The sequence below is a fragment of the Pseudonocardia hierapolitana genome, from assembly GCF_007994075.1.
Classification (GTDB): Bacteria; Actinomycetota; Actinomycetes; order Mycobacteriales; family Pseudonocardiaceae; genus Pseudonocardia; species Pseudonocardia hierapolitana.
Map to the genome: position 1 here is coordinate 6,503,045 of NZ_VIWU01000001.1, position 18,615 is coordinate 6,521,659.

Consider the following 18,615-nt stretch of genomic DNA (forward strand, 5'->3'; position numbering starts at 1 on the left):
CAGCGACCTGCTGTGCTGCAGGCTCAAGGACGATCGGACAGTGTCAGTCATGACAATGCTCCTCACACCAAGGCTAGGACATGGACATCACTTTGCCTCGAGCTTTCATCGAGGTCGATTTCTCGGCGACACGCGGCCGGTGAATATGCGGAAGCGGTAGGACGTTGGCGCCCGCGCCATCGTGATCACATCGGTCCATATCGGCGGATCTTTGCGTCCGCTGTGACACCGATGCGAGCGTTAATTGTCGCCCTGGACAGCCTCGGCCGCGGTCTGGATGAGCTGCAGCACGTCATCGGGATGGGAGACCATCGCCACGTGGTTCGTCGAGACTTCGACGGTCGTGGCGTTCATGCGGGCGGCGAAGTGCCTCTGCGCGTCAGGCGGGATGGTCTGGTCGCCCTCGGCGACCAGGAACCAGGACGGCTGCGACTTCCAGGCCGGTACGCCCATCACCTCCTCGACAGCGGACCAGGCCAGCGGCTGCTGCACGGCGTACATGACCCGCGCCCTGACCGGGTCGACGTCGGCCGCGAAGTGGTTCAGGAAATCGTCCTCGGGCATCCAGGCGAAGCCCTGCTCGTCGACGTCCAGGTGCGCGAGTGCCGGGCCCCCGGGACGCTGCGCCAGCAGTTTGCCGATCGATTCGCCCTCATCCAGCCCGAAGGCCGCGATGTAGACAAGGCCGGCGACGTTCGGCGCATCCCCACCCAGAGCGGTGACGATCTGACCGCCGTAGGAGTGGCCGGCCAGGATGGTCGGACCGTCCTGGCGCGCCAGCACCTGGTGCAGGCGAGCAACGTCCACCTCCAGCGAGGCCTCCGCGAACTGGGGCGCGGTGACGTTGTAGCCCTCTGCCTGTAGGCGCTCGATGACCGCGCTCCAGCTGGAGCCGTCGGCCCACGCGCCGTGAACGAGGACGATATTCGGTCGACCACTCATCAGTGGCTCCTTGCCGGACAATCGTTTCCAGGGCCGACCATCACTGTCCGTATGGCCGGCCGTGCGGGAGGAGGCCGGCGGGCGATCCTCCGGGCCGGCATCGGCGTTGCCGACGCGGCGAGCTCTCCGATATCGATCGGCTCGACGTCCATCGGACCTCCTGACTAGCCGAAGGTGAACACGTAGGCCTGGGCGCCTGCGTCGAGGAAGGTGATCTCGAAGGTGCGCTCGGCCATCGGGGCGTCCTGGCGGATCAGCTGGTAGAGCCGCTCCTCGGAGACGGTCCCGATGCCCCGTTCGTCGACGTCGAGTCCGCTGGCGCCGTTCGGTGGCTCCCCATCGAGCAGCACCAGGAAGTGCACCGGCCCGGCGCCCGCCCGGGAGCCCAGCACGATGTTGAGGTCCCGCCCGTGGAAGCGGTGCCTGATCCGGCCGCCTGGCTCGTTCAGGGTCGTGATCTGCTCACCCACCGTCCAGTCGCCGGAGAGCGCCCATTGGTTGAGCTCGAGCTTCGACGGCTCGACGTAGACCGTGCGGCCGTCGGGTTCGAGGCCCCCGGGCGATGCGAAGCCGGTGGCCCGGGCGTAGCCGACGTAGGTCTCCGGCGTCCGCAGCGTGCCCCAGTCGGCGGAGAGGTAGACGCCGTCCGGCTCCACCGACACCAGGTCCTCGTCGACATCACTGCTTCCCGTCTCGGTGAGGAGCCGCTGGATGACCCTCTCCGATCGCTCGTAGTCCTCCTCGCCGAAGTGGTGGTGCCGGATCCGTCCCTCGGCGTCGACGAAGTAGAGGGCGGGCCAGTACGCGTTGTCGAAGGCACGCCAGACCGCGAACTGGTTGTCGACCGCGACCGGGTAGTCGACGCCCATACCCCCCAGAGCGGACTTGATCTTCTGCAAGTCGTGCTCGAACGGGAACTCCGGTGAGTGGACGCCGATCACGACCAACCCGTGGTCGCGGTACTTCCGATCCCATGCCTTGACGTAGGGCACGGTGCGCAGCCAGTTGATGCAGGAGAAGGTGCAGAACTGGACGATGACGACCTTGCCGCGCAGGTCCGCCGGTGTCAGCGGGCGGGAGTGGAGCCAGGCGGTCGCACCGCCGAGCTCCGGGAGCCGCCCCTCGACGCGCAACTCAGCCTTCGCGGTCACCGCAGCGACCTGAAGGTTGCCCGGATCTCCTCCGAGAAGGTCTGCGGCTGCTCCCAGGCCGCGAAGTGGCCGCCTTCGGCGACCTTGTTGAAGTGGATGAGCTTGGGATACGCCCGCTCCGCCCAGCTCCGGGGCGCCGGGTACAGCTCGTCCGGGAAGACGGTCACGCCCACCGGGATCTCGACGCCCTTGGCGTCGAAGAACGCCAGCTTGCTCTCCCAGTACAGACGTGCGGAGGAGATCGCCGTGTTCGTCAGCCAGTAGTGGGTGACGTTGTCCAGGACGTCGTCCCGCGACAGACCGCCGGGCTGCCCGGCGAACGCGCGCGCGATGAGCTCGTAGCTGCGGACGTCGTGATCGATCATCCACGCCGCCAGGCCGACCGGTGAGTCCGCGATGCCGTAGAGCGTCTGCGGCCGGTTGGCCATCTCGATGGCGTAGCCGACGCCGGTCGCGAAGAAGTGCGTCAGCACCTCGAATGCCGTCTTCTCCTCGGCGGACAGGCCGGGTGGCGGTGGGTCGCCGATCGCGATCGCCTTCGAGATATCGGGGGGAACCGCCGCCGGCATGTTCGTGTGGATGCCGAGCAGCCCACGGGGCTTCAACAGGGCCATTTGCTCCGTGACGGCATTACCCCAGTCGCCGCCCTGCGCGACGAACTCGGTGTAGCCGAGCCGGCTCATCAACTCGACCCACGCACGGGCGATGCGGATGGGGTCCCAGCCGGCCGCGGTCGGCTTCCCTGAGAAGCCGTAGCCCGGTAAGGACGGGATGACGAGATGGAAGGCGTCGGATGCGCTCGCGCCGTGTTCCGTCGGCCTGGTGAGCGGACTGATGATCTTCAGCTGCTCGATCGTCGAGCCCGGCCACCCGTGCGTGACGATGAGCGGCAACGCGTCCTCGTGTTCCGAGCGGACGTGGAGGAAGTGGATGTCGACCCCATCGATCTCCGTGATGAAGTGCGGGAGGGCCGCGAAGCGCGCCTCGAACCTGCGCCAGTCGTAGTCCGTCGCCCAGTACTCGGCCAGTGCCTGGATCGTCTCGAGCCGCACGCCCTGGGAGGGGACCGTCTCCCGGTCGGGCCAGTTCGTCGCGCTGACACGACGGCGCAAGTCGGCGAGCTGCTCCTCGGAAACGTCGATCGTGAACGGACGAACCTCCGTCCCGGTTGCTGTCCCGGTCGAGCCTGTCGCTTCCATCGATGTCTCCTGACGGTCCGGTGAACGAACGCTTCGTGGCCCCACTGCCGTAGAGGTCCAGCTGCTCCCCGGGCGGCGAAGTGGGCACCCTTCTCGCGCTCACCGAAGTTGGTGTGCGGGGGGAAGGCCCCGGTGGCGAGCACCAATTTCCCTCGCCTTGGAGGGGCGGCGTTGAATCGGTGGTGCGAGGTCGACCGGCGAGCGGTTTCCAGATCGGCCTGCCGCGCACACCTCGTTCGGTGATCGCCTGCCGTACGAGGGGTTGGCTTCGTGCTCGAATGAGAACTTCGGCGTGTGAACTTCAAATGACGACTAACCGATCGTCTCGAGAGGCCTGCGACCACGCCCCACGCATGGCACTGTGCGGAGCAGACGATGCAATGTGCGGGCGGTGGTGCCGCCGAGAGCCGCGCGGGAACGAGCACCCGACCAGACGCGGAGCTGGATCCACTCATTGCGTCCTCATCGAAAAGCGCTCCACTGTACCGCCGAGGGGCGACGTGTCGTAACCCCTAAGGCCTGGTCGCGTGCATAAGGCGCGCTGACCTGCGACGACTCCCTGCGCGCCGGACCGGCCGCGGGTGCGAGCGTGGCCGACGTCAGCTACATCCGGTTCCTTCAGGGCGAGGCGCACCTCGAGGCCCAGCGGCGTCCGCAGAATCGGCCTTGGCCTCGCCAGACCAACCCTGTCACCGCCGGGTGGAAGATCCCGGTTAGCGAAGCGGCGCGAACGCCGCCCGGATCTCGGTTGCGAACAGGTCGGGCTCTTCCCATGCGGCGAAGTGCCCGCCCTTGTCGACCTCGTTGAAGTAGGTGAGGTTGGGGTAGACCGCCTCCACCCAGCTGCGCGGGGCAGCCCAGATCTCCCCGGGAAACGTCGTGAAGCCGACCGGAACCGCGACCGCCGGAGGAGCCTGCCCGGCCGCAGCGGCCAGGGCCCGTCCGAACTCCCAGTACCACCGGGCGGCCGAGGCACCGGTGCCCGTCAGCCAGTACAGCGTGATGTTGTCGAGGATGTGGTCCCGGGTGAGATTGCCGACGGGCTCCCCGCCGACGAACGCGCGGGCGATCTTGTGGTAGCTGTCCGTGTCGTGGTCGAGCATCCAGGCCGCCAGCCCGATGGGTGAATCCAGCAGGGAGTAGCCGATCGTCTGCGGCCGCGTGGACTGCTCGAGGAAGTAGCCGAAGCCGTCCATCGTGAACGTGTTGACCGCCTCGTGCGCCGCGAGTTCCTGCGTGGACTCCGCCGGCAGCCCGTCCTTGAGACCGAGCGCCGCGGCGAGCAGGCTGACGTGGATACCGAGCAGCCCTTCGGGTGCTTGGCGGCCCATCGCGTCCGTGACGTCGGCGCCCACGTCGCCGCCCTGCGCGACGTAGCGCGGGTAGCCGAGGCGGTCCATCAGCTCCGCCCACGCGCGTGCGATGCGGCCGGACTCCCAGCCGAGCTCGGTCGGCTCGCTCGAGAAGCCGTAGCCGGGCAAGGACGGCAACACCAGGTGGAACGCGTCCTCAGGGGTGCCGCCGTGAGCCGTCGGGTCGGTCAGCGGGCCGACGGTCTCCAGCAGCTCGATCACCGAGCCGGGCCAGCCATGAGTCATGATCAGCGGCAACGCGTTCTCGTGCGGCGACCTCACGTGGATGAAGTGGATGTCGACGCCGTCGATCTCCGTCGTGAACTGCGGCAGCGCGTTCAGCCTCGCCTCGCACGCGCGCCAGTCGTAGTCGGTCGCCCAGTAGCGGGCAAGCTCCTGGACCGTCGCCAGCTGCACGCCCTGCGAGCGATCCGGGACCAGCTCCCTGGTGGGTAAGCGCGGCACGGCGAGGCGGCGGCGGAGCTCGGTGAGCTGCTCCTCCGGGACGTGGACCTCGAACGGGCGGATCGCGATCCGATCGGCATCCGGGACAGTGCGCTGCGCAGGCACCGCAGCGGCGTTGGTGGTGCGCAAACTGGGGTCGGTGGGCAAGGACATCGGGCGCCTCCTGACGGCGTTCGGTTTCGGTGATGCCAGGCACGTCTCGCACGGTCGTCAGTTGACGGTGGAGTCGAGCGGTAGGGCCGTGGGGGCCACCAGGCCGAGTTGGACGACCTGACGGGACAGGGCGGCGTCGAGCAGCCAGTCCACGGCGGTGCGGATCCGGTTGGCGGGTAGGGCCAGCAGGTGGTACCCGCGGGCGACCGCCTTGGCCGGCAAGCCGGTGAGGGGCAGCCCGACCGGGTTCGCGGCGGCTTGTGTGCCACCGAGGTCAACGATGAAACCCAGGTCGTGATGCCGGTACGGGCGGCGTTTGCCGTGACCGTACGAGGCGGCGATGTTGTGGGCGGCGCGCTTGCCGTGGCGTTGGGCGTGCTGCGCGGTCATCGGGGTGAGCTCGCCGGGACGGGTCAGGTCGGGCACGGCGGCCGCGTCGCCGACGGCGTACACCTCGGGGTATCCGGGCACGCTCAGGTACTCGTCGACGACGAGCCGGCCGCGTTCGGTCTTGAGGCCCAGCTCGTCGACGAGCGGGTCGGGGCGTACCCCGACGCACCAGATCAACGAGCGTGTCGCCACGAACTCGCCGGTGCTGAGTCGGACGCCCTCGCGGGTCGCCTCCCGCACCGACACGCCGGTGCGCACGTCCACCCCACGGGCGCGCAGAACCGCGTCCGCCGCGCGCGACAGCCGTGGGTGGAGCTCGGGCAGGATCCGCTCGGCCAGGTCCAGCAGCATCCACCGGGGCCGCCCGGCACCGAGCCGCGGGTGCCGGGCGTGCAGGACGTCGGTGTAGAGCACGCCCTGCGCGGCGACCTCGGTCCCGGTGTAGCCGGCGCCGACCACGACGAAGGTGGTGCGGGCGGCGCGTTCCGCCGGGTCGTCGGTCAGGTCCGCGAGCTCGACCTGCCGGGTCATGTGGTCGCGCAGGTACAACGCCTCGGCGATGCCCCGGAAGCCGTGGGCGTGCTCGTTGACGCCCGGGATCGTCAGCAGCTTGGTCACGCTGCCGACGGCCAGCACCAGCCGGTCGTAGCCGCAGGTGCCCCGTCCGCCTTCGGGGTCGACCCACCCCACCCGCCGGGCGGCGAGGTCGATGCGGTCGGCTTCGCCGAGGATGAGCCGCACGCCGGGCAGGGTCTCCGGCAGGGAGACCGCCACTCGGCGCGGGTCGAGCACAGCGGCGGCGACCTCGGGCAGCAGCGGCAGGTACAGGAAGTAGTCCATGGGGTTGACCAGCGCGATGTCGGCGCGCCCCCGCGACAGCCGCGACAGGGCGCGGGCGGCGTGGTAGCCGGCGAATCCGGCACCGACGATGACGATCCTCGGCCGGGCCATCCCCAACCCCCTCGGAACGCCGCGCCTCACGCGACGCCGCGGTGTCGGGTGGGTGGTCGCCGTGCAGCGATGTGACTGGGGCGGGTCCTGGTGTCCCCGCCCGTGGGTCCTGCTGCGACCGGACCCAGTCTCCGCCGGGTCGCTCGTGCCGTCGTCGGGCGGAGGACGCAACCACGGGCGGCCGTGTGGCCGAACATGTGCTGCACCCCCGAAGAGCGCACGGCTAGGGCAGCTGAGGTATCGGGCTGGCGCATCACTGCCGTCGTTCGGGGAGCGGCTCCGCCATCGGGGCGGGCGGACAGGACACCGGACCTGGGGCCGCCCGCCGGAAGCGCCGTCACTGACGGGTGTCGCCCGACCGCAGCAAGCCTCGCAGTAGGACAAGGCTCGCGGACACCACCCGCGCTTTCACCGGTTGGCGCCGGGTGGCCTGACGAGGACACTGGCCCGTCGCGACCGGGCGCCGACGGAAGCAGGGTGGGGAGCATGGGATTCGTCTCGCGGGGATTCGTCGGCCGGCCCGAGGCCCGCGAGGGCACGGTGCTGCTGCCTCCAGGGCAGTACGACATCGGAGGCGGCTTCCCGGTGCTGTCCGCCGGCCCGACGCCTCGCACCGCCTTGGACGATTGGGACTTCACGATCAGCGGAGAGGTCGATGCGCCCGACCGGCTGACGTGGCAGGAGTTCCAGGATCTGCCGCACGAAGAGGTCACCGTCGACATCCACTGCGTGACGAAGTGGTCGAAGTTCGACACGACGTGGAGCGGCGTCTCCCTCGACACCCTGCTCGATCGCGTCGAGACCTCGGCGGACTACCTGCTGGCCTTCTGCGACGGCGGCTACACGACGAACCTCCCGCTCGAGGACGTCACCGGTGGCCGTGCCTGGATCGTCGATCAGTACGACGGTGAGCCGCTGGAGGCGCAGCACGGCGGCCCGGCCCGGCTGCTCGTGCCGCACCTGTACTTCTGGAAGTCCGCGAAATGGGTACGTGGCCTACGGCTGTCGAGCGTCGACGAACCCGGCTTCTGGGAGTCGCTGGGCTACCACATCTACGGTGACCCGTGGCGCGAACAGCGATACGCCGGCGACTGACGTGGCGGCTCGCGACCGTCGCCGCGAACGCCTCCGAGGCCCGTGCCGTCCACCGGTTGTCGCTGCGGATCGACGGCTGGGACGGACACCTGCCGGGACAGCACGTCGACGTCCGCCTGACGGCGCCGGACGGATACCAGGCGCAGCGCAGCTACTCCATCGCGTCGGCTCCGGAGAGCCCGACGGTGGACCTGGTGGTGCAACGGCTCGACGACGGCGAGGTCTCGCCGTACCTCACCGACGGCCTCCGACCCGGCGACCAGTTGGAGCTGCGCGGTCCGATCGGCGGCTACTTCGTGTGGCATGCCGAGCTCGACTCGCCGCTGCAGCTGGTGGCCGGTGGCTCGGGGGTCGCGCCGTTCCTGGCGATGCTGGATCACCACGCCGCAGCGGCCTCCGGCGCGCCGGTGCGGCTCCTCTACTCGGCACGAACCCTCGACGACGTGATCGGCCATCCACGCCTGGAGCGCCACGCCGAACGCGGCATCGGCGTGACGATCGCCTTGACGCGCGACCAGCCGCCGGGGTGGACCGGCCTCAGCGGCCGGCTGACACCGCAGATCATCCGAGAACGGGTCTGGCCCGTCGACAGACGGCCGAGCGTCTTCGTCTGCGGCGCCACCACGTTCGTCGAGGCGGTGGCGGACAGCCTCGTCGAGGCCGGGCACCCGGCGGCCGCCATCAGGATCGAACGATTCGGGGATGTGAGAGGAGCGCGCCGTGACTCCGGAGTCCCGACGACTCGACGGTAACGCCGCCGCAGGTCGGCTGTCGGAGGTCTTCGTCTTCGACGTCACCGCCGCGGAGACCCGATGCGGAGGATGCGGGATGACAGCTCCGCTGGGGGTGTACCACGTCTACGCCGACGCGCCGGGCATGGTCGTGCGCTGCCCCACCTGTGAGGCGATGGTCATGCGGATCGCTCAGACGCCGGGGCACACGTGGTTGGACATGAGCGGCGTCGCCGCGCTCCGCATCAGCACGTGAAGGCGTCTGGTCCGCACGCTGGTCAACACGCTCGCCACGCGCCAGCAGCCGTTCGAGCCATTAGTCCTATCTGGCGAAACCGTACCGTACTCACATTTTCCCGACACGGATGGAGCTATCAGATGGAGACGGATGACCCCACGAACCGCTGGGCCATTCGCGGTGACCCCGGCCGGCTCATGGAAGCGGCCGAAGCGCTGCGCGGCACCCGAGCTGAGCAGATCTTCGGGACTCGTTTCCCCGGCGAGTACGTCATGTCCGGAATCGCCCGACTGCTCGATTCCCTCGCTCGTGAGATCCGCGACAACGACACCCTCAGCCACGATGTGGTGTCGGCGGCAACCGAGATGTCCGAGCACGTACTCGCGTATCTTCCCAAAATCGGGAAGCAGCGATGAGACCTTCCTGCAGAGCCAGCCACGATCGCCGCCCCGAAGCCTCACCGTTCCGCGCAAGTGGGGAGGCCGGTGGCGGTCGGCGACCGCGCGTCACTTCCGGGCCCGGCGGCCCGGCTGGCGGGCACCGACCTGACGTCCACTGCGACTGAGAGGAGTCCGGTATGGCGTCCATGTCGGAGCGGGAGGGCAGGGAGATCGAGGCGGCAAACGCCTCCGGCACCACTCCGGTCGTCTTCGTCCACGGCCTCTGGCTGCTGCCGAGCAGCTGGGACAGGTGGGCGGACTTCTTCAAGCAGGCCGGCTACGCCCCGCTGACGCCGGACTGGCCAGACGATCCGGAGACGGTTGAAGCGGCGCGGGCGAACCCGGACGTCCTCGCCAAGAAGACGCTGAAGCAGGTTGCCGACCACACGGCCGACGTGATCGGCAAGCTCGAGACGAAGCCCGCCGTGATCGGTCATTCGACCGGCGGATTGGTCGCGCAGATGCTCGCCGGCCGTGGGCTCTCGGCAACCACGGTTGCCATCGACCCGGGCGTGTTTCGCGGCGTCCTGCCGCTGCCCTTCTCCACGCTCAAGGCCGCTGGACCGTTCCTGTTGAACCCCCGGTATCGAGGCCGCGCCATCACGCTCACCTTCGACCAGTTCACATACGGCTGGACGAACGCCCTCGATGAGGACGAGGCGAAGCACCTTTACGACACCCACCACGTGGCCGGGTCGGGGATCGCCCTGGCCCAGATGGCCAACGCCAACCTCAACCCCTGGACCGAGTCGAAGGTCGACACGAAGAACCCCGATCGGGGCCCGCTGCTGATCCTCGACGGGGAGAAGGACCACACGGTTCCCTGGGCGATCGCCAACGCCTCCTACGAGCGGCAGAAGCGCAACCCGAGCGTCACCGAGATCAAGAAGATGCTCGACCGCGGCCACTCGCTGACCATCGACCACGGCTGGCAGGAGGTCGCGCAGACCGCGCTCGACTTCGTCAAGCGGTTCGTCCCGGCCAAGCCGAGCTAGCCAGCTTCGATGATTGGTTACTGCGGCCGGCCCGGTGCCGGACACGTGCTCGCGCGACTCGTCGATCGCGTCGACCACCAGCGGTTCGCACGCCCGGCGCAGCTTGAACCGACCGGCCGCGGGCGCGAACCACGCCCCGTCGTCAACAGAGCATCCGGCGCGTGATCCGGATGAGCTCCTGAGCTTCCGGGACGTTCATGGGGTAGGCCTCGAAGTGGCGCAAGATGACGCTGCCGAGGAGTAGGCCGCGAGTGCGGCCCATCTGCAGGTCCTCGCAGGTAGCCCGCCCGCGCTCCACCGCTCGCTCGTCGTCGAGCGCCGGACTGATCGAGCGGATGGCAGCTCGGTATGCGCGCTCCTGCTCCGCCTTCGGCTGCGGAGCGGGATGTCCCTCGATCTGTGAGGTGCAGCCGGAGGCGAGCACGAGCAGAAGCGCAGCCACGATGGTCGACACCCGGTGTGCCAGACCGCCGGCCAACAGTGGGCGCTCGCGCCGGGTCCAGCGCCAACAGCAGCCGTCATCAGCCGCCCTCCTGGATCGCCCCGACCTTTCCAGCCGGATCGGGGGAAGGCGCGGTACGAGTGTGGCAGCGGCTCCACCGGCGGCAATGACAGCTCTACCCGGCTGACGTCTCATCCGGCGGCCTTCCAGGTCTCTCCTGTCGCCGCAAGCTGGTGGCGCCGGCCGCCGTCGAGCGGCCCGCGCAGCTGCTCCTCGGCCGCGAGGCGTAACCGGATCCGGCCGCGCAGGCGTTCGGCCAGGGCGAGGTGGCGGGCGCGCCTGCGCAGGTGCGGCGCGACGATCCGCCCGAGCCGGTCGAGCTCGCGGGTGACCGTAGAGCCGTCGCTGAATGCGAGGTGGAGGATGTAGACGTTCACGAGCACCACCGCGGCCGCGAGCGTCAGCCCGATGATCGTGGCGCCGGCGCCCGGCGCACCCGTGGCTTGGTACACCTCGTCGCTCATCCGCACGTACATCATCGCTCCGAGTAGCCCCGCCATCGCGGCCGTGAGCGCGAGCATGGCGCGCCCAATTCCGTCCACCGCACCCCACACGAGGTTGCGGTCGCGGTCCTTGCAGCGTTGCAGGTGCTCACCGACGGCGGCCGTCCACGCCGCCACCGCGACCGTGCAGAGCAGGGCGAGCGAAGCCGCGACCACGGCGGTGGTGTCCACCGTGCGGAGGTCGGCGTTCAGCACGCCGGCGAGGAACCAGAAGAGGATCAGGCCGTCGAGCAGGGGCAGCAATCGAAGCTGCCAGCGCTGACCCGGGGAGATCCGGTCGTGCACGTGCGATCCATCTCGTTCGTCCGCATCGATCCGCGCGCGGAGCTGTGCTTGCCGCGCGAGCGCATCCTGTAGGGAGACGAGGCCGCCGCGCGGATCGCGCACGGGGCGCAGGGGCACGCGCGCGGCCGCGGCCTCGTGCGCTGCCCGGCGCCGTTGCAGTCGGGCGACGATCGGGCTCCACGGACGGGACGGGCCGGTGATCGGGTTCATCGGACCTCCTTCAGCGGGACGAGGGTGAACACGACGCGCCGCAGCGCGGCGAGCCGGGTGGGATCGGGGCTGCCGGCCTCGTCGAAGGCCGCGTCGGGGGGATCGAGGAGCGCGCCGTCACCGCGGATCTCGGTGATCGCGTGCGCCGGCACGCCGAGCCGCCGCAGCAGGTCCGCCGCGGCGTGGGCCCGGCAGGTCGAGAGCTCGATCCCGTCGCCCGGCCCGACCGGGGCGGTCCGGCCGGAGATCGAGACGGCGAACCCGCCCGACGTTACCCGCGCAGCCACCGGCGCGAGTACGCCCTGCGCCGCGGCCGGGTCGGCGAGCGCGCAGCTGTCCGGCGCGAACAGGGCCGGGGCGGGCATCTCCACCCGCTCGACACCGTCCGGGCCACGAGAGCTGCTCACGGCCGGAACCGCCACCACCGGGGGCAGGAGTCTGGACACCGGCGGCGCCGCTGGGCGCACGGATTCGTCCACCCGGCACGTGCCGCCGGCCGCCCCGCACACCGCCATCCAGATGTCGCGCAACTGCGCGAGCTCCCGGACGCCGAGAGCGGGCTGGGCGCCCGCGGTGCGACCCAGGCCGCTGATCACCACGGTGCGGCCGGAGAGATCGGGCAGCAGACGACGCTCGTGCAGGTCGCGGGCCAGACCCGCGGGATCGCGGTCCCAACCCGTGACGCGCAGGTCGAGCGGATCGGTGGTGCTGAGCCCCGAGGTGAGCACGATGATCGTCGCCGCGTTGGTGGTGGCGGCGACGGCGAGGGCGCGCAGCAGGTCGACATCCATGCCGTTCGCGGCGGCCCGGTCGACGGCTTGCTGCAACGCCGCGAGCCGCTCGTCGACGAGGGCGTCGATGCGAGGGCCGCGCTCGATCCGACCGTTCGGCCGCCGGGGTTCGAGGTCGACGACCTCCACCTCCGGGTTCCCGGCCGCGACGACGTAGGCGACGACGTCGTCGGTGTCCGGTTCGCTCGCGGCTGCCTGCAGAGTGTCGAGCTCCGGCCCGGCGAGCAGTGGGGCGAGCTCGTTCGCGTGGTGGGCCACCACGATCGTCGTCGCTCGCCCGCGCAGGTCGCCGTCCGGTGTGGGCGTGCAGGCCGTGAGTGCCGCGATCAGTGCCAGCAGAAGCGCCGGCACGATGCGCTCGCTCGCCGCCGGTATGGGGCGGCGGACGGGACGTCGTCGGCTCGGTTCCTCGTGCGGGGTGTGCCGAGGGTGCACTGGCTTCTCCGTTGAGTGGCGGGATCGCGCTTCTCGCGATCGATGCACGCTCATATGCCCCTCACCGCACGGTGAGGCCACGTCAGTGAGAAAGAACGCGACAGTCGTGGGGCGTCGGCCGGCGACCGACATAGGACGAACGCTCAGCGCGTCAGCTCGCGCTCCAGGTACTCCTTCAGGCGCGGCTCCCAGTCGTGGAGTTCGATCCCGACTCCCCGTGCCTTCCCGAGATCGAGCACGCTGTTGAGCGGCCGTTCCGCCTTCTTCGGGAATTCGGCCAGGAACTCCCGGGTGGTCCGTCCCGAGACGTCCTCGTCACGCCGGCCTGCTGCGATGAACACCTTCCGCGCGATCGCCGCCCAGGTCGCCGGCGTGCCGTCGTTCGTCACGTTGTACGTGCCGAAGGCCGGCCGGTGGACGACGAGGTGGCGGATCGCGGCGCAGAGGTCGTCGGCGAACGTCAACCGGCCGAACTGGTCGTCGACGATGGTCGGTCGCTGACCGGCGTGGGCGAGGCGCAGCATCCGGCGCACGAAGTTCTCGCCTTCGCCCACGACCCACGAGGTGCGGACGATGTAGTGCCGGGGCGTTCTGGCGACCTCCGAATCGCCGGCCGCCTTGGATTCCCCGTACACGTTCAGCGGGTCGACGGGAGCGTCTTCGCTGATCGCACCGGTGGTGCGGCCCGAGAACACGTAGTCGGTCGAGAGGTGCAGCAGCACGAACCGGTGCCGGATGGCCGCCTGGGCCAGGTTGGCGGCGCCGACGTGGTTCGTCCGCCAGGCCGCGGCACTGCCGGCCCGCGACTGCGCCGCATCCACGTCGGTGTACCCGGCGGCGTTCAGCACCACGTCGTCGCGCGACCAACCGAACCGCGCAACGGTGCACGGGTCGCCGACGTCCAGGTCGCCCCTTTTCAGACACGTGGCTTCGGGGAAGGAGCGGGCCAGGGAACTCCCCACCCTGCCGGCAGCGCCGACGATCACCACTCGTGGGCTCCGGAGGCCGTGCCTGCAGGACACGGGCAGCAACCTAGCGTCACGATGAGTGGCGGCTGGCGCGGGGTCGGTTACGGACAGTCGCGCGAAATGCGCCTTTCCGCCCCTGTACCGCTCGTCAACGCGCCGTCACGCTCGGTGTCACCGCGAGTTGGCGTGGGCAGAGCAGCGCGGCCGGACATAGGACGGGCAATGACGGCCACGTGATCGGAGGTCCGTGCATGTCGATCGACGAACGCGAACCCGATGACGCCGTCCTGATCGAGGAGCTGCGAGCTGCCGGATTCTCCGGGCTCGCCTACGAGCGGATGGAAGATCGTTTGGTGACGTACGCGATCGACGTTCTCGACGGGATGTTCCGCAACCGCACGATCTACCGGACTGTGGCGTCGCATGCCTTTCCCCTGCGCCACACCGCCGAGGAGACGGAGCTGCTCTGCGCGTCGGAACCCGACCGGATGGAACTCGTCCTCGACGCCACGATCGAAGGTCTCGCGTTGTTCCGCCGCAAAGGTCTGGTGGGTGGCGAGTGGTCGCCGGAACTCGGCGCCTCGCTCCGCACATATTTCGTCGGTGCGTGCCTGCTGTGCCTGCCCAACGTGTTCCGAAAGTGGCAGCGCAGGCGATCGAGGCTGCGATCCGTGCTCTCACTTCCGGTCGAGACCCTCGAGGCCGTCGCCCCGGTCGACGGTTTCCCCACCCAACGAGATCCAGCCGATCGCGTCGCCGACCGACTGCACGCCGAGGAGGAACTCGAACGAATGCCCCCGCAGATCCAGCAAGCGATGATCCGCATGGCGCTCTACGGGGAAAGCGTCGCCGACGTGGCCGCGGACATCGGGATGACGCCACGTGCCCTCGAAGGGCGGATCGACCGGTACAAGGCCAAGCGCCGCAGGGAGGCGTCGTTCTGATGGACCGCTTCCCGCGAACGAGCGAGGCCGAGCGCCTCGCGCTTCTCGACCGCTCCTCGGTGGGCTCGCCGGTCGTCTCCGAGGCGTACCAGAGGGTTCCGGCCGACCTCGTCCGCCGGGTGAGGGCAGCAGCTGACCGACGCGATCCTGGGTTCCCCTGGCCGGACTCCGGTGGGCGGGGGCCCACCGGGCCCGTTGCAGATTGGGGCACGGCGATCGGCAAGCTGCTCGTTGACTCCGGACGAACCGGGCCTTGGCTGGTCGCCCGGCTCCACGCGCTCGGCTTCGGCGTGGACCTGGCCGCGGTCCAGGCCCTGTTCAGGGCACCGCGCGTGCACCCGGACGAGGATCTCGTCGCCGCGGTCGTCAACGCCCTCGGCGGCGAGTGGTCGGCGGGCAGCAGCTTCTCCGCGCTGTACGAGGCGGCGAGGTGGGCCGACGGGACGCCGGGCGGCGCCCGGGTGCTCGAGCGCAGCGCCTCGGGGGTCTCCGGCGCGAACGCGATCGACGTCAGCGCGTACCGGATGCTCCACCGGCCGCCGGCGCACCGGTTGCCCCCGCGGGTCCACGGCCGCGACCGGCTGATCGCCTCGGTGCGGGAGCGGCTCGTCGAGTCCGACGGGGCCGTCGTCGTGCTGACCGGACCGGTCGGATGCGGAAAGAGCACGATCGCGCTCGCCGTGGCGCGCGAGCTCGACCGGCCGGACGCGCCGGTGTGGTGGGTGCCGGCCGCGTCAGCGGAGGAACTCGCCGACGGCCTGTATGGCGTCGCGGCGGCCGCGGGCGCCACCGTCGGCCGGCTCACAGACGTGCGGAGGCTCGGTCGGGGCGAGCAGACGAAGCGGCTGTGGACGCTGCTGGCCGAGGTCGTGCCGCGCGGCGTGCTCGTGCTCGAGGACGGGGACGCAGCGGTCGCGCGGGCCGTGGCGGACGCGCCGGGCGGCCCGGCCCTGCTCGTCACCAGTAGAACCGAGGACGCCGACGGGTGGGGGCCGCAGAGCGTGGTCGTGCCGGTCGAGCCGCTCGACGCCGTGGACGGCGGGAAGGTGCTGCTCGACCACCTCGGCGTGCGCGCTGCGCCGCAGGCGGAACGCGACGCGTGCGACGCGCAGGAGGTCGCGCGTCGGTTCGCCGGCTCGCCGCTCGCACTGCGGAACGTGGGCGCTCTCCTCGCTGCGATGCCGGCCGGCACCGGCATCCTCGACGCACTCCACTCCCTGGCCCTCGACCGTGCGACCCCAGAGGGCGCGCCCGTCGAGGTGGTCTACGACGGGTCGCTCTCGGCGATCGACCGCTCAGGTCCAGGCGTCGCACGCGAGGTGCTCCGCATGCTCGCGTGCTTCGGGGACGCGCCCGTCCCGGAGTCGTTGCTCGCGCCCGCCGGCCTCGCGGCGACGCTCGAGAGCCTGGTGCGCGTGGCCCTCGTCGAGCGGATCGCGACCGGTGACTCGTCCCGGCCGAGCCTGAAGGTGCCCCAGGCGATCGCGGAGCTGTCCCGCCGCGACCGCCGACTCGACGCCGCCACCGTGCTGCGGCTCCAGCGCTCGGCGATCGACCTCCTGCGCGCCGCCGCCGACGGGCTCGACCCTGGGGCACTGCGCGACTGGCCGCGGGTCCGCACGCTGTTCCCGCTGGTGGAGGAACTGATCGAGAGCCTGCGGGGCGACGACCGCGGGCAGTTCGCGGACATCGGCGAGCTCGCCGACCGCGTCGCGGTCGGGCTCGTCCGATCCGGTGACCATCTCAGGAGCGGGGACCTGCTCGACCGCGTGCTCGTCCGCACCGCGGTGCTGGGAGCACGCCACCCCGTGCAGCTCGCCCTCCGCAGGACGCGCGCCTGGCTCACCGGCCTGGACGGCGACCTCCCCGCTGCGGAGAACATCCTCCGCCGGTTGCTCCGCGAGCAGCAGGACCTGCTGGGCCGTGACCACCCGGACACCCTGTCCACCCGGGACTGCCTGGCTTGGACCATCGCCGAGCAGGGCGACCTCCGCCGGGCCACGGTGCGGTTCGCGCGGTTGCTCGAGGCCTGCAGCGCCGTGCTCGGAGCCGAGCACCCGGACACCCTCGCGGTGCGCCACCGGATGGCCTGGGTGACGGCATTGGTCGGCAAGCGACACCTCGCCGCCGACGACCTGGCCCGGGTACTCGACCTGCGGCTGGCCGTGTGCGGACCCGAACACCTCGACGTGATCAGCACCCGCTACCGGCTTGCGTGGGCGCTCACACTGTGCGGGAAGCTCACCGAGGGGGAGGAGCACTACCGCTCGCTGCACGCCGACGTCGAGCGCATGCTGGGCCGAACCCATCCGATCACTCTGATGGTGCGCTGGCGGCAGGGCTGGGCACTGCACTGGCAGGCGCGACTGGACGAGGCGGAGCAGCTCTACCAGCAGCTCCTGGTTGACCAGGAGAAGACGCTCGGGGTGGACCACCCGCGGACGCTGCGCACCCGGCACGGCCTCGCGTGCCTGCTGGTGCACCGCGGCCGGCTCACCGACGCAGAGAAGGCCCTGCGGGGCGTGCTCGCCGACCGCACACGCGTGCTCGGCCCCGACCACCGCAACACGCTCGACAGCCGGTCCTACCTCGCCGACGCGCTCGCCCGCGCGGGCAAGTACGACGAAGCCGAGCGCGCCTTCCAGGCACTGTTGGCCGACCGCTCACGGGTGCTCGGCAAACGGCACCCGGTGACGTTCATGATGCGGCTCTTCCTGGCCCAGGTGCACATCCGCAAGGGGCGGCTCACCGAGGCGGAGCACGAGCTCGCGGACCTCATGTCGGACACGGCGGGACAGCTCGAGCCCGACAGCCGCCTCGTCTTCGACATCCGCCACGCCGTCGCGGTGCTGACCGGGCTGCGGGGCAGGCTCGCCGCGAGCGAGCTCCTGCTGCGGCGTCTGCTCGCGGATCGGACGGCGGTTCTGGGCGAGCGGCATCGCGAGACCGTCGCGACCGGCGAGTCGCTGGTGTGGGTGCTCGGCAGCCAGGGCCGGCTCGACGAGGCGGAGGAGACGTGCCGAGGGCTGCTCGAGCGGTGCCTGTCCGTGCACGGGCCCGACCATCCCGACACCCTCGTCGCCCGCTACCGGCAGGCGTGGCTGCGTGTGCTGGCCGGTGAACCGGAGCGTGCCCACGCGGAGTTCGGGGAGCTGGTGGCACACATGCGCCGTACCCTCGGCCCGCGCCACCCGCACACCCTCCGGGCCCGCTCGGGGCGGGCGTGGACCCTGCGGCTCACCGGTCGGATCGCCGAGGCGGTGGACGAGTACCGGGTTCTGCTGCGCGAGCACGAGCAGCAGCTCGGGCCCGACGCCGTGATGACCTTGCGGATCCGCGACGGCCTCGGACTCGTCCTGCTCGACGCGGGACGGCTCGTCGAGGCGGAGGCGCTGTTCACCGCGCTGCGGGCCGACGCGGAGCGCGTGCTGAGCGAGGGGCACCGCGACACGCTCGCCGTACGCGAGCACCTGGCACGCGTCTGGGCGCGGCAGGGCCGACTCGACGAGGCCTACGCAGAGTTCGAGCGGCTGGCGGCGGGGCGCTCCGTGTTCGACCCGTCGCACTTCGACCGACGGCGGTCGGTCCACGTCGAGTTCCTGGAGCGCAGCAGGCGGCTGCGGGCCGAGCAGACATGACGCCTTGCGGTCGAGCTGCCATCGCTCGCCGGTATGTGGAAGGCCCCGCTGATCTCCGTTGTCAAGCGGAGCTGAGAGATTGGTCGTCATCTCGAATCTGATGATCATTTGGCAGCCGCTTGTGGTTCAAATGATCTGACGCATTGAGTGGGACGCGGGGCTGAGCATCAGGAATGCTCTGTCCACTCCACGCCGAGTCGTTCTTCGGCTCCCTGAGCCTCAGTCGAACGGAGTCGC

The 18,615-nt window shown here is 70.5% G+C and carries 16 protein-coding genes; 7 read left to right on the top strand and 9 right to left on the bottom strand.

Annotated features, from left to right (window positions below):
• Window positions 1-240: 240 nt before the first annotated feature.
• The 5 genes from FHX44_RS30855 to FHX44_RS30875 form a co-directional block, all read right to left on the bottom strand.
• On the bottom strand, window positions 241-942 hold the full coding sequence (locus FHX44_RS30855) for an alpha/beta fold hydrolase (protein WP_147258995.1): 702 nt from the start codon (window positions 940-942) through the stop codon (window positions 241-243).
• Between the two features lie 164 nt (window positions 943-1,106).
• The gene (locus FHX44_RS30860; RefSeq protein WP_147258996.1) at window positions 1,107-2,093 is read right to left on the bottom strand and encodes a redoxin family protein; all 987 of its coding nucleotides are present in this window, start codon (window positions 2,091-2,093) and stop codon (window positions 1,107-1,109) included.
• On the bottom strand, window positions 2,090-3,292 hold the full coding sequence (locus tag FHX44_RS30865) for an epoxide hydrolase family protein (RefSeq protein WP_147258997.1): 1,203 nt from the start codon (window positions 3,290-3,292) through the stop codon (window positions 2,090-2,092). Before FHX44_RS30865 ends, FHX44_RS30860 begins: the two co-directional genes overlap by 4 nt.
• A 713-nt stretch (window positions 3,293-4,005) precedes the next feature.
• The gene (locus tag FHX44_RS30870) at window positions 4,006-5,262 is read right to left on the bottom strand and encodes an epoxide hydrolase family protein (RefSeq protein ID WP_147258998.1); all 1,257 of its coding nucleotides are present in this window, start codon (window positions 5,260-5,262) and stop codon (window positions 4,006-4,008) included.
• Between the two features lie 57 nt (window positions 5,263-5,319).
• Window positions 5,320-6,603 (bottom strand): NAD(P)/FAD-dependent oxidoreductase, encoded by a 1,284-nt coding sequence (locus tag FHX44_RS30875; RefSeq protein ID WP_147258999.1) that lies wholly within the window; start codon window positions 6,601-6,603, stop codon window positions 5,320-5,322.
• A gap of 486 nt (window positions 6,604-7,089) precedes the next feature.
• On the opposite strand from FHX44_RS30875, the gene FHX44_RS30880 reads away from it, so the two are divergent.
• The 5 genes from FHX44_RS30880 (at window position 7,090) to FHX44_RS30900 (ending at window position 10,102) form a co-directional block, all read left to right on the top strand.
• A complete protein-coding gene (locus FHX44_RS30880) occupies window positions 7,090-7,698 on the top strand; it encodes a sulfite oxidase-like oxidoreductase (RefSeq protein ID WP_147259000.1) in 609 nt (202 codons plus the stop codon).
• A complete protein-coding gene (locus tag FHX44_RS30885; RefSeq protein ID WP_147259001.1) occupies window positions 7,668-8,450 on the top strand; it encodes an FAD-binding oxidoreductase in 783 nt (260 codons plus the stop codon). Before FHX44_RS30880 ends, FHX44_RS30885 begins: the two co-directional genes overlap by 31 nt.
• Window positions 8,419-8,685, top strand: coding sequence for a DUF6510 family protein (locus FHX44_RS30890; protein WP_147259002.1), 267 nt, complete (start codon window positions 8,419-8,421; stop codon window positions 8,683-8,685). Before FHX44_RS30885 ends, FHX44_RS30890 begins: the two co-directional genes overlap by 32 nt.
• A 122-nt stretch (window positions 8,686-8,807) precedes the next feature.
• Window positions 8,808-9,083, top strand: coding sequence for a hypothetical protein (locus tag FHX44_RS30895; RefSeq protein ID WP_147259003.1), 276 nt, complete (start codon window positions 8,808-8,810; stop codon window positions 9,081-9,083).
• Between the two features lie 161 nt (window positions 9,084-9,244).
• Entirely contained in the window at window positions 9,245-10,102 is an 858-nt protein-coding gene (locus tag FHX44_RS30900; protein ID WP_212612720.1) for an alpha/beta hydrolase, read from the top strand.
• A gap of 142 nt (window positions 10,103-10,244) precedes the next feature.
• Here the strand turns inward: FHX44_RS30900 and FHX44_RS30905 are convergent, their stop codons facing one another.
• The 4 genes from FHX44_RS30905 to FHX44_RS30920 all read right to left on the bottom strand — a co-directional run bounded on the left by FHX44_RS30905 (window position 10,245) and on the right by FHX44_RS30920 (window position 13,850).
• Window positions 10,245-10,580 carry a hypothetical protein gene (locus FHX44_RS30905; protein ID WP_212612721.1) on the bottom strand — a complete coding sequence of 112 codons (336 nt, stop codon included), beginning with the start codon at window positions 10,578-10,580 and terminating at the stop codon, window positions 10,245-10,247.
• Window positions 10,581-10,735: 155 nt separating this feature from the next.
• Entirely contained in the window at window positions 10,736-11,602 is an 867-nt protein-coding gene (locus tag FHX44_RS30910; protein ID WP_147259005.1) for a hypothetical protein, read from the bottom strand.
• A complete protein-coding gene (locus FHX44_RS30915) occupies window positions 11,599-12,744 on the bottom strand; it encodes an OmpA family protein (protein WP_147259006.1) in 1,146 nt (381 codons plus the stop codon). Before FHX44_RS30915 ends, FHX44_RS30910 begins: the two co-directional genes overlap by 4 nt.
• 227 nt (window positions 12,745-12,971) lie before the next feature.
• Window positions 12,972-13,850 carry an SDR family oxidoreductase gene (locus FHX44_RS30920; RefSeq protein ID WP_342793123.1) on the bottom strand — a complete coding sequence of 293 codons (879 nt, stop codon included), beginning with the start codon at window positions 13,848-13,850 and terminating at the stop codon, window positions 12,972-12,974.
• Between the two features lie 197 nt (window positions 13,851-14,047).
• On the opposite strand from FHX44_RS30920, the gene FHX44_RS30925 reads away from it, so the two are divergent.
• Window positions 14,048-14,740, top strand: coding sequence for a hypothetical protein (locus tag FHX44_RS30925; protein ID WP_147259008.1), 693 nt, complete (start codon window positions 14,048-14,050; stop codon window positions 14,738-14,740).
• Entirely contained in the window at window positions 14,740-18,378 is a 3,639-nt protein-coding gene (locus FHX44_RS30930) for a tetratricopeptide repeat protein (RefSeq protein WP_147259009.1), read from the top strand. The genes FHX44_RS30925 and FHX44_RS30930 overlap by 1 nt, the downstream gene beginning before the upstream one ends.
• The last annotated feature ends 237 nt before the right edge of the window (window positions 18,379-18,615 follow it).

Excerpts from the sequence above, each read along its gene's own strand:
- FHX44_RS30855 (WP_147258995.1), bottom strand. The coding sequence starts at position 942 with ATGAGTGGTCGACCGAATATCGTCCTCGTTCACGGCGCGTGGGCCGAC.
- FHX44_RS30865 (WP_147258997.1), bottom strand. The coding sequence starts at position 3,292 with ATGGAAGCGACAGGCTCGACCGGGACAGCAACCGGGACGGAGGTTCGT.
- FHX44_RS30870 (WP_147258998.1), bottom strand. The coding sequence starts at position 5,262 with ATGTCCTTGCCCACCGACCCCAGTTTGCGCACCACCAACGCCGCTGCG.
- FHX44_RS30875 (WP_147258999.1), bottom strand. The coding sequence starts at position 6,603 with ATGGCCCGGCCGAGGATCGTCATCGTCGGTGCCGGATTCGCCGGCTAC.
- FHX44_RS30880 (WP_147259000.1), top strand. The coding sequence starts at position 7,090 with ATGGGATTCGTCTCGCGGGGATTCGTCGGCCGGCCCGAGGCCCGCGAG.
- FHX44_RS30895 (WP_147259003.1), top strand. The coding sequence starts at position 8,808 with ATGGAGACGGATGACCCCACGAACCGCTGGGCCATTCGCGGTGACCCC.
- FHX44_RS30900 (WP_212612720.1), top strand. The coding sequence starts at position 9,245 with ATGGCGTCCATGTCGGAGCGGGAGGGCAGGGAGATCGAGGCGGCAAAC.
- FHX44_RS30910 (WP_147259005.1), bottom strand. The coding sequence starts at position 11,602 with ATGAACCCGATCACCGGCCCGTCCCGTCCGTGGAGCCCGATCGTCGCC.
- FHX44_RS30925 (WP_147259008.1), top strand. The coding sequence starts at position 14,048 with ATGTCGATCGACGAACGCGAACCCGATGACGCCGTCCTGATCGAGGAG.
- FHX44_RS30930 (WP_147259009.1), top strand. The coding sequence starts at position 14,740 with ATGGACCGCTTCCCGCGAACGAGCGAGGCCGAGCGCCTCGCGCTTCTC.